This is a genomic window from Chryseobacterium sp. CH21, assembly GCF_004119445.1.
GTDB lineage: Bacteria > Bacteroidota > Bacteroidia > Flavobacteriales > Weeksellaceae > Chryseobacterium.
The window spans coordinates 1-11,747 of the sequence record NZ_QICI01000042.1; the positions used below are offsets into that span (position 1 = coordinate 1).

At 38.1% G+C, this 11,747-nt stretch carries 8 protein-coding genes; 1 reads left to right on the plus strand and 7 read right to left on the minus strand.

The window, feature by feature from the left end; translation table 11 throughout:
- Positions 1–440 precede the first annotated feature (440 nt).
- The 7 genes from BOQ62_RS07845 to BOQ62_RS07875 form a co-directional block, all read right to left on the minus strand.
- Positions 441–2,423, minus strand: coding sequence for a heavy metal translocating P-type ATPase (locus BOQ62_RS07845; protein WP_129038455.1), 1,983 nt, complete (start codon positions 2,421–2,423; stop codon positions 441–443).
- Between the two features lie 45 nt (positions 2,424–2,468).
- Positions 2,469–2,888, minus strand: a complete 420-nt coding sequence (locus BOQ62_RS07850) for a Fur family transcriptional regulator (protein WP_129038457.1) — start codon at positions 2,886–2,888, stop codon at positions 2,469–2,471.
- A 17-nt stretch (positions 2,889–2,905) separates the two neighbouring features.
- Positions 2,906–3,802, minus strand: a complete 897-nt coding sequence (locus BOQ62_RS07855; protein ID WP_129038459.1) for a cation diffusion facilitator family transporter — start codon at positions 3,800–3,802, stop codon at positions 2,906–2,908.
- Between the two features lie 16 nt (positions 3,803–3,818).
- Positions 3,819–4,700 carry a bestrophin family protein gene (locus BOQ62_RS07860; protein WP_129038461.1) on the minus strand — a complete coding sequence of 294 codons (882 nt, stop codon included), beginning with the start codon at positions 4,698–4,700 and terminating at the stop codon, positions 3,819–3,821.
- Positions 4,701–4,833: 133 nt separating this feature from the next.
- Positions 4,834–6,063: an efflux RND transporter periplasmic adaptor subunit gene (locus BOQ62_RS07865; RefSeq protein ID WP_129038469.1), complete on the minus strand. Its 1,230-nt coding sequence runs from the start codon at positions 6,061–6,063 to the stop codon at positions 4,834–4,836.
- 82 nt (positions 6,064–6,145) lie between these two features.
- Complete coding sequence (locus BOQ62_RS07870; RefSeq protein WP_129038463.1) at positions 6,146–10,507, minus strand: CusA/CzcA family heavy metal efflux RND transporter; 4,362 nt, start codon at positions 10,505–10,507, stop codon at positions 6,146–6,148.
- A gap of 148 nt (positions 10,508–10,655) precedes the next feature.
- Positions 10,656–10,979 (minus strand): DUF6660 family protein, encoded by a 324-nt coding sequence (locus BOQ62_RS07875; RefSeq protein WP_129038465.1) that lies wholly within the window; start codon positions 10,977–10,979, stop codon positions 10,656–10,658.
- A 130-nt stretch (positions 10,980–11,109) separates the two neighbouring features.
- On the opposite strand from BOQ62_RS07875, the gene BOQ62_RS07880 reads away from it, so the two are divergent.
- Positions 11,110–11,691, plus strand: a complete 582-nt coding sequence (locus tag BOQ62_RS07880) for a hypothetical protein (RefSeq protein ID WP_129038467.1) — start codon at positions 11,110–11,112, stop codon at positions 11,689–11,691.
- The last annotated feature ends 56 nt before the right edge of the window (positions 11,692–11,747 follow it).

Here is an 11,747-nt window from a genome sequence, read left to right on the forward strand (position 1 = left end):
ACCTTTGGCGCTTAATGATTCACCCTGTTTCTTGTGGATTAATTAATACTATAAAGTTAATTTACGTAATTCAAAAAACTTTATAATACAAACTAAAGGGCGCAAGTTTTTTCCAATGCTTATTGTTTTAAGGCGCTAGGATTTTATCTCCGATAAAATTACAATACTGATTTGATTTCTCTTTAATATGTTTTTGTAGAGATTCCTGCGGAATGACAAGCTGTGTGTATTAGTTTTATACTTGTTGTAATTGTCTAATGGTCTGTCATAATTTATACAGAAAGTAAAGACAGTCCCTTTGTCACTCCGTGGGAGTATCAACTGCATAATACGGATTTATACGGAATGACAGACATGATATGTAATTAAAAACAAAAGCCCTACTGAGATTCAGCAGAGCTTTTATTGAATATAATTGAGTTGTGTTTATTATTTGCTTCTTAAAATTTCATTCTCTGAATTCTCACTGCATTTAAAATAGCCAGCAATGCTACTCCTACATCTGCAAACACGGCTTCCCACATCGTTGCCAGCCCTCCTGCTCCCAGAATAAGAACCACCGCTTTTACTGCAAAGGCAAGGATGATATTCTGCCAAACGATTTTTTTCGTTTGCTTTCCAATGTTGATAGCCATTGGGATTTTGCTTGGTTTATCATCCTGAATCACAACATCAGCTGTTTCAATGGTGGCATCACTTCCTAAACCTCCCATTGCAATTCCAACATCACTTAAAGCGACTACAGGGGCATCATTCACTCCATCTCCTACGAAAGCTACAGTTTGATTTCTGGCTTTGATTTCTTTAACCTTATTTACTTTGTCCTCAGGCAGCAGATCTCCGAATGCATTGTCAATACCCAGCTGATCTGCTACATATTTCACAACAGTACTTTTATCTCCACTGAGCATGGTAGCTTTTACATTCATTTTATGCAGATTGTCTACCGTTTCTTTGGCGTCTTCTTTTATGCTGTCTGCAATAGTGATGTATCCGGCAAACTTTTTATCATAAGCTACTGCAATTACCGTATAAACAATATTGGCGTGGTTCAGATCATAATTGATGTTGAATTTATCCATCAGCTTAAAATTCCCTACCAAAAGCTCTTTTCCGTTAATAGTCGCTTTCAATCCATGACCAGCTATCTCTTCTACATTTTCCAAAGGAATGTTGTGATTGATATCTCCTACATAATTGTGAATTGCTGTTGCCACCGGATGGGTACTTTTGCTTTCTAAGACATTGACCATCTGAAGGATTTCTTCTTTGTTAAATTCAGAGCTCATACTGACTTCCTGAACTTTGAAAACGCCTTCTGTCATGGTTCCTGTTTTATCCATCACTACATTCTGAATTTCTGCAATGCTATCCAGAAAATTACTTCCTTTGAATAAGATTCCGTTTCGGCTAGCGGCACCAATTCCTCCGAAATATCCTAACGGAATTGAGATTACAAGCGCACAAGGGCAAGAAATTACCAGGAATATCAATGCTCTGTACAGCCAGTCTCTGAACTGATAGTCGCTCACGAAGAAATACGGCAGTAAACAGATTCCTATGGCAAGAAATACAACAATAGGAGTATATACTTTCGCAAATTTCCTGATGAACAATTCCGTTGGGGCCTTTTGAGCCGTAGCATTCTGAACCATCTCCAGAATTTTACTCAGTTTACTATCTTCATAGGCTGTATTTACTTTTACTAAAGCAATACTATTCATATTGATCATTCCTGCAAGAACAACCTCGCCTTTATTTTTGGTATCGGGTTTACTTTCACCTGTTAAAGCTGCGGTGTTGAATGAAGCTGAATCTGAAAGCAGTTCCCCATCCAGCGCCAGTTTTTCCCCGGGTTTCAACTGAATAATGTCTCCAATTTTAGCTTCTTTGGCTTTCATAATCTTGGGTTGATTATTTTCCACAATCGTTACCTCATCCGGACGCTGATCCAATAATGCTTTTATATTTCCTTTGGCTCTGGTCACCGCCATAGACTGAAATACTTCTCCTACGGCGTAAAACAACATTACTGCTACACCTTCAGGATATTCTCCGATGGCAAAAGCACCAATGGTTGCGATACTCATCAGAAAGAATTCTGAAAACACATCTCCTTTGATGATACTTTTATAGGCATCTTTCAATACAGGAAATCCTACAGGAATATATGCTGCCAGAAACCATATTAAACGCACCCAGCCTGTAAACCATGTGGGTCTTATATAATTGTCAAAGGCAATTCCCAATAATAAAATTACAAAAGAGATAATAGCTGGCAGAAACATCTGAAAGACCGTCTGATCTCCGGAGTCGTGAGAATGATCATGCCCGTCATGGTCATGTCCGTCTCCTTCTGTATGATTATGTTTGTGTCCTTTTGTATCGGGTTTTTCGGGGGTTGTACTACAGCATTTTTCCATAACTGAATATTTTTATACAAATGTAAAGATGAGACTGATGCAATGCTATTGCAAACTTTCAAGACAGTTTTCACAGATTCCTTTGGCAAATAATCTTATTTCATCAATCCTGAAATTGGTCTGGATATTTTCAGGGAATGAAATATCTTCTTTGCAGGTGGTCTGCTTGCAAATCTTACAATAGAAATGCAGGTGCCAGTCTTTATGTGTTTTCTCATCACAATCGTCTTCGCATAGTTTGTATTTTGTGGTTGTATTTTCCTGAATGCTGTGAACAATTCCTTTTTCTTCAAAGGTTTTCAATGTTCTGTAGATGGTGATTCTGTCAGCATTATCAAAATGATTTTCTATTTCAGAAAGAGATAAAGCGGCTTCCTGAGAGCTTAAGAAATCATATACCAAGATCCTCATACTGGTAGGTTTGGTATTTTTATCAATGAGTTTGTGTTCGATATTTTTTTTCATTGTACGCTTTTAAATTGTTACAGATGGACTTCATTTTCTTCATAGCCTTCTTCTTCTATCTGAAAAGTGGTATGACTAATTTTAAAGTTATTAACAGTAGTATCTGTCAATGTTTTTAATAATTGATTCTGAGAATATCCTGTATCTTTTACTATATGGGCGCTCATGGCATTGACACTGGAAGTCAGTGACCACACATGCAGATCATGAACATCTGTCACTCCGGGAGTTTGCTCCAAAGATTGGCGAAGGACATGAATATCTACATCTTTGGGTGTACCTTCCAGCAGAACATTAACGGCTTCTTTCAACAGTTTCCATGTTCTTGGGAAGATCAATAGTCCGATGGCAGCTGAAATCAACGGATCGGCATAGTACCAACCTGTTGTGAGCATAATCACACCAGCAATCATAACTCCAACAGAGGTCAACATGTCTGAAAGGACTTCAAAATAGGCTCCTTTCATATTGAGGCTGCCTTCTGAATCTTTTCTGAGAATAATCATTCCGACAATATTAACGATCAATCCAATTCCTGCTACAATCAACATTGATTTACTTTGTACTTCCGGTGGATTTTGAAAACGCTGATAGGCTTCAAACAAAACATAGATCGAAATAGCCAATAAAACCACCGCATTAATTACAGCTGCTAATATTTCTGTCCGATAATAACCAAATGTTCTGGAAGGATCTGCTTTTCTTTCTCCTATCTTGATGGCAATAAATGCCAGTAACAATCCTACAACGTCTGTCAGCATATGAGCTGCATCGGCCAATAACGCAAGACTATTGGTGACTATTCCTCCTATTACCTCAGCAATGAGATAGGTTCCGCTAAGGCAGAGAACAATCAGGAGGTTCTTTTTATGTCTGCTTCCTGCAGAAATGGTTTGTGTTGGTGTATTTTCCATATTGTGTATGGTTTATTTACATTTCATAATAAGATGTATTTTCTTTTTTAGGGGGAACATTCTGCTCTCCAATCATTTGTCTGATATTGATTTCTATGGTCTGTGCCAGAGAAGTCATGGGTGTATCTACAGGACTATTTTCAAACGGATCCTGCATGATGATGGATGTTTTTTCAATAGCAATGAATGTAACCGGAACCAGGAAAGTAATGGCAATTTCTACCACCAGCTGCGAATCATCGAGTCCAAACGGAAGAATGGCTGCAAAAACGTAGATCAGAATATGAACTAAAACACTGTATGAGCGTGGAAAAACTGTGTTCTTCAGTCTTTCACATTTTCCCATACTGTCGCAGAGCCTTGTGATAATATCATTCAACTGCATCTGCTGAAAATCTGTCAGACCTCTGGAAACTGCAATTTCTTTCAGTTGTCTGGAGTGTTCGTCCAGAATTGCGTTGGGAATATTGGCTGCTTTGATCTGATGTTGATCCAAATACTGCTGCACTTTTTCAGAAAACGGCAGTTTTCTCAATGATTCTGCAAGTGCATAGGTCCAGATACTCTGTCTTTCGGCAAACTCTTTTACTGTTTTGTCTTCTCCTGACGGCATAAACTGAATGATCAGTCTCACAAAAGTTCTGGAATCATTGACAATGGCTCCCCAAACCGTTCTTGCCTCCCACCATCTTTCGTAGGATTGGGAGGTACGAAATGCCAGCAGCAATGATACTGCTGTCCCCAACAATGCTGGAATATTTAAAGGCAGAGAGATCTTGCGAAACCATGGCAACATGTCCAAAAGACCGATGGCTACTGCAAATATTCCGATCAACAGAATTTGGGTTTTTATTTCACGGATGAAATACCAGACTGATATTTTTTTGTTTAATAGCATAATTGGACTATTTATTAAAATTCGGTGAGGTTATCTTTAGTTTCTTCCAACCGTTTTTATTCAATAAAAAATTACGTAAACAGCTCTAATTTAAGGATAAAAATCGATATTTCACTGGCTCAGGCTCCGTTCATTAATGTTCGTGTCCCCCGGAATTCACCAGTTTCGCATTCACGAAAAATGCTCCTTTTACCACTATTTTTGCATTGTCAGGAATATTCCCTACGGGAGTTATCGCGGTATATCCCATATCGGAAGTTCCTTTTACCACTTCTATTTTCTCGAAGTTTAAGGTTTTCGGATGGGGTTTCCCTTTTTCTTCGTGTTCTTCTTCCACTTTTTTATCGGTCTGAACAAATACAAAATATTTCCCATCTGCTTCTACAATGGCCTCTGTAGGAACTGCCGGGGTTGTACTTTTATCAAGACTTACAATTCCGGTGATATTCATTCCGTCAATCAATCCGGATTTGTTCCCGATTACTTCGCAGTGCATAGAGATGGTTTTACTTTCGTTTTCAAAAGAAGATCCTATGCTGTAAATTCTTGCATCATATTCGGTTTCCGGATTGTTGGTCAGTTTAAAATGAACAATCTGCCCTACTCTCATTTTAGGAAGATCTTTTTCAAATACCTGAAGATCGAGGTGAATAGAACCATTATCAATCACTGTGGCTACGGGAGAAGAAATATCCACATAGCTTCCGATCTGTGCGGTAATACTGCTGATCGTTCCACTGATAGGTGCCGTAATAACCAAACCTGATTTCATGTTTCCATTGCTTACTTTTCCGGGACTTATTCCCATCATCTGAAGCTGTTTTAAAAGAGATGCTCTTTTTGTTCTTAAGGTTTTAAGCTCAGCATCGGCACTCTGAAGGTTTTTTTTGGCTCCTGCATCATTATCAAAAAGCTCTCTCTGTCTTCTGTATTCCTGTTCTGCGTAGGTTATTCTGCTGTTGGTAGTCAGATAATCTTCCTGAAGCTGGATGTATTCCGGATTGGCAATGGTGGCAATGACCTGTCCTTTTTTCACGATACTTCCTACCTGAATATTGATGGTTTTGATGATTCCTCCATACAGGGAAGTGATTGTGGCTTTATTACTGTTGGGTACACTCAGCAAACCGTTGGCTTTTATGGTGGATGTCAGCTCTTTCATTTCTACAGTTCCCAAAGCAACGCCTACAGACTTCATCTGCTCTTCTGTGAGCGAAGCTATAGTTTGTGGAGCTTCTTCATGCGCCTGCTCTTTCTGTTCTGTTTTTTCAGGAGCTTTTTCTTCCGAAGCTTCTTTTTTTCCACAGCTTGTTAGTAAGATTGAGATCAGGATAAGAGGGATGATATTATATTTAAGTTTCATAAGTAAAAATGTATTTTGTCTGATGCTGTATGCCTTCGTTTTCATTGATCCGGCAGAAAGTTTTATGAACAGCGTTTTCATATTATTTGTTTATAATGGAGTTAATAGTAACTACAGATTGGTTCACCTGCTGGATGGATTCCAGATATTTCAACTGGATATTTGTGGCCGTCTGCAGGGCAAAAAGATATTCCACATAGGAAATCTCTCCTGTTTTATATCCTAACTGAGCTGCTTTTACGATTTTCTCTGCGTTAGGCAACGCCTGGTTTGTATAGTAATCATACTGCTGTAAATCTTGCTGATACTGACTGAAAGCATTTTCCAACTGAGCAGAAAGCTGTTTCTGCTGCATTTTAGCATTGGTTTCAGCGACCTGTTTTTCATATTCCAGCGCCTGGATTCTTGCTTTCGTAGCACCAAATGTTAATGGAATGGCTACGCCGACTGTTGCCGACTGAAAGCGTTTTCCTGAGTTATAAAAATTCTCTTGTCCGTTGATGGTATGAAGGCCTATCAAAGACTGGTTGGTATATCCTAAACTGAAATCCGGTAGCCCGAGTGATTTTTCAACTTTCTTATTTTTTTCAGCAATTTCCATTTCCTGATAAAAAGCTTTCACCGTAGGATTGTTGGCAACCACAGCACTGTCGAGTACATTTTCTGCTTTTAAAGGAACATAATCTTTATTAAAAGGAATTTCAAGATCTTCTGACGTGTTCATCAGCGTTTTTAAATTCTTGTAAGCGTTATTCAAAAAAACTTCATTTTGTCTGAGCAGCAGATCAATTTCTCCTTTCTGGGTTTCTGCAGTACTGATTTCGATCTTCTTAATATCACCTGCTTTGAATCTCACGGTTGCAATTCGGATAAACTCTTCATAATATTTATCCAGACTGGTCAGCTGAGCTTTGTTATACTGAAGATATTCAATCTGATAATAGTAAGTCCGCACCTGTTTTATCAGTTCATTGGCTGTAATTTCCTTATCAATCTGTTTGCTTTTAATATTCTCATTGATTAAATCTTTTCTTGCTTTAAATAATGTTGGAAAAGGAATACTTTGTGAGATCGCAAACGACTGATCAAACCTTGGACTGTTGTATTGCCCAAGCTGAGCTTCAAAGCTTAATTTCGGGAGTTCTTTCGCAGTTGGTCTTAATGCCTCAGCTGATTTAATACTTAAATCTTTTGACTGTAACGTTAAATTATTGTTCACTGCATGCTCTACCGCCTGTTCTACAGAAATTGGTCTTGACTGTGCTTTAAAGGTCTGTCCCAGCATCATGAATCCTACAACTAAAACAGCAGTAATTATTCCATTATTATTATTTTTTCTTTTCAAAATCTTTGTGTTAAAAATGATATACAGCATCGGCAAAACGAATAAAGTAAGGAATGTAGCTGTTACCAAGCCACCAATCACTACTGTCGCCAAAGGCTTCTGTACTTCTGCTCCGGCTCCGGTGGAAATAGCCATTGGTAAAAATCCTAATGAAGCTACTGTCGCCGTCATTAATACAGGTCTTAATCTGGTTTTTGTTCCTTCAAATACTCTTTTCAGAATATCTGTTTCTCCGTCTTTTTCTAACTGATTGAATGTTCCGATCAAAACAATTCCGTTAAGAACCGCTACTCCAAAAAGGGCAATAAATCCGATTCCGGCACTGATACTGAACGGCATATCTCTTACTAAAAGTGCAAATACACCACCAATCGCACTCATAGGAATAGCTGTAAAAATCAGTGCAGCCTGTTTGAATGAACGGAAGGTAAAATACAAGAGCATAAAAATCAGAAGCAACGATACCGGAACAGCAATCATCAGACGTTTGCTGGCTTCCTGAAGGTTTTCAAACTGTCCTCCATAGGTAAAGTAGTATCCGGAAGGAAGTTTTACTTTATTCAGTTTTGTCTGAATATCTTTTACTACGCTTTCCACATCACGACCTTTTACGTTGAAGCCAATCACAATTCTACGCTTTCCCTGCTCACGACTAATTTGTGCGGGTCCCAGTTTATAACTTATATTAGCAACCTGCGATAATGGAATCTGGGCTCCGGTAGCGGAAGTAATCATCAGGTTATTCACATCTGAAATATCTGTTCTGTGAAGACTGTCCAGACGGACAACCAAATCAAAACGTCTTTCATTTTCAAACACCTGTCCGGCAGCTTTTCCTGCAAAGGCTGTACTTACGGCATTGTTGACATCTTCGATATTCAATCCGTAATTGGCTATTCTTGTTCTGTCATACTGAACATTGATCTGCGGAAGACCGCTCACTCTTTCAATCTGAGGTGCCGTAGCTCCATCTACCGTCTGAATAATTTTTCCAACTTTATCAGCATACACCGCTAAAGAATCAAGATTTTCACCAAAGATTTTCACCGCAACATCCTGTCTGATTCCGGTCATCAGCTCATTAAAACGCATCTGAATAGGCTGGTTTTTCTCAAAGAATACCCCAGGAATAGTTTCCAGCTTTTCACTGATCTCATCCGCGAGTTCGTTGTAGGATTTCTTGGTTCTCCATTCGCTTTGTGGTTTTAATACTACGATCATATCGGTTGCTTCAGGTGGCATCGGATCTGTAGGAACCTCAGCGGAACCGGTTTTACCAACTACCATTTTCACCTCATCAAACTGTTTGATAATCCTTGATGCCTGCATAGAGGTTTCTATACTCTGGCTGAGTGAGCTTCCCTGCGGTAAAATACAGTGGAAGGCAAAATCTCCCTCCTGCAGCTGTGGAATAAATTCACCACCCATATTCTTAAAGATAAAAGCAGAAATAAGGAACACTATAGCTGTTGCAGAAACTATTATATATTTTACTTTAATGGCTTTTTGTAATAATGGCTGATACACCTTTTGCAGGCTGTTCATCATTTTATCAGAGAAGGTTTCTTTGTGTGATATTTTCTTAGATAAAAACAAAGCGCTCATCATCGGAATATAGGTCAGGGAAAGAATCAATGCCCCCAGAATGGCGAATCCTACTGTTTTTGCCATTGGGGTAAACATTTTTCCTTCTACGCCTGCCAGGGTAAGAATCGGGATGTATACAATAAGGATGATGATTTCTCCGAAAGCTGCACTGCTTCTGATCTTTGAGGCAGAAAGGAATACTTCTTCATCCATTTCAGACTGTGTCAAAGCACGGGTAGATTTTCTTACGCCTAAATGGTGTAATGTAGCTTCTACAATAATCACGGCACCATCTACAATCAACCCGAAGTCTATCGCTCCAAGGCTCATCAGATTGGCACTTACTCCGAAAACATTCATCATTCCCAATGCAAAAAGCAAGGAAAGTGGAATGGCTGAAGCTACGATAAGTCCGGCTCTCAGGTTTCCTAAGAAAATAACGAGAACGAAAATTACAATTAGTGCTCCTTCAATGAGGTTTTTCTGTACGGTATTGATGGCTCTGTCTACAAGGTCTGTTCTGTCCAGAAATGGTTCTATAATAACATCATTGGGAAGAGATTTCTGAATGGTTGGAATTTTTGCTTTGATATTGCTTACCACTTCATTACTATTGGCTCCTTTCAACATCATCACGACTCCACCTACAGCATCTACCTTTCCATCATAAGTTAAGGCTCCGTAACGAACGGCACTTCCTAAGCGAACATCGGCAACATCTTTTATAAAAATCGGAACGCTTCCTGTTTCATTTTTAACCGCAATGTTTTTAATGTCTTCCAAAGAAGTAACCAAACCAATTCCACGGATAAAATAGGCGTTGGGCTTTTTATCAATATAAGCTCCTCCCGTATTCTGATTATTTTTTTCAAGGGTTGTAAATATTTCAGTGATACTGGTTCCCATTGCCTTTAAACGATTGGGATCAATAGCCACTTCATACTGTTTTAATTCACCTCCAAAACTATTGATTTCCGCCACTCCCGGTGTTCCGTTCAGCTGTCTTCGAACGATCCAGTCCTGCATGGTGCGGAGTTCTTTGGCATTGTATTTCTTTTCGCTTCCTTTTTTAGGGTGAAGAATATACTGATATACTTCTCCAAGACCTGTACTTACGGGAGCCAGTTCAGGAGTTCCCACTCCTTTGGGAATTTCTTCCACGGCATTTTTCAGCTGTTCATTAATGAGCTGTCTCGCAAAGTAAACATCTACATTTTCTTTGAACACCACAGTAATGACAGAAAGTCCAAATCTTGAAATACTTCTTGTTTCCTGAATATCGGGAACATTGGCAATGCTCTGTTCAATAGGAAAGGTAACCAGCTGTTCTACTTCCTGCCCTGCCAGTGTAGGACATACGGTAATGATCTGCACCTGATTGTTGGTGATATCCGGCACAGCATCTATAGGTAATCTGGTGGCACTCCATGTTCCCCAGATAATCAGTACCAGAGTCATCAGACCAATGATAACCTTATTTTTGATACTGAATTTTATGATTTTATCTAACACAATTGATATTTAATTTTTATTGAAAATAAATGCTCACAGCATTACAATGCTGCAGCAAAAATATCCTGAAAACCTCTGCAATGGTATTGCAAAGTTTCAAGCACAGTTAAGTATCAGAAAGCATAGGCTTTCTAAAAGTCAATAAAAATTAAATCTTAGGAGGCTGCCAGATAGGATCGTAAATCTGGTAAGCAAAGTCGTTTTTGTGGAATAGGATCTTCTTTGAAAAGTAAGCGGGAATCTGCTCCGGAATTTCCAATAAAGGGTCCATTTTAAATGCTGAAACTGTTATCTGACAACAGCTGCATGCACACAGTGGAGAACAGATATCTCCTTTTTCTGTAGAATGAACACCATGAATACTTAATGTAATCTTATTATCTCCTGAATTCAACGGATGGGACGTGTCTTCACATGGCATCAATGATAGCGCCATGAAATAAATTGCCAGTATCCATCTTAAGAGGTTCATTGTTACAAAGGTAGAGATTTTTTCTAAAATGGGTGAAAGCTTTAATTATTTAATGCATGTCATTTGTTATCAATAAATATTATTTTATTCAATCTCAAAAATAATGTTCTTACATTTGAAGTTATATTTTATGATGAAAAAAATTCAAATTAACTATTCACAATTATTATTCTTGTATGCCTATCTCAGATTGGTTGATCTCTCGCTTGACAGAAACCGATGGACCACGTGGGATAAATTGCAGGATTATTTTAAAAATATTATATCTCCCAATCTGGTAGCACAATATATCATCAATAATTTTCATTTGCCTGAAACTGATTTTAAAAACTTCAATTTTATACCCGAAGAAAAAAACTTACTTAATAGGCTAAAACCTATAGTTTTTACAATTTTCTCTTTAAAACAGGATGAAATTTTATACTGTTGCAAAATCTTATCTGACTTTGACGAAGTGCTTCGTTCTGATCTCAGGAAATATCATGTTGGAATTGAAAAAATAAGAATTGATATCACCCAATACTATTCCCGATTTTTAGGTAGGCTGATCTTATGGAAGGATTTGGATAGACTTATGAAAATTGAACATTTCTGGCAAAATGAAAAAATTGACATTTCGAAATTAGAAGAGTTTATCCCTAAAGATTTTCCTAGAAATAAAATACTGTTACCCGTTGTGCATTTTAAAATATGCTTGATTTTAGATTGTTGATTTTTTTGTTTAAATAGTTTTTATTAATAAATTGAACAATTGTAAGAGCTGTAATC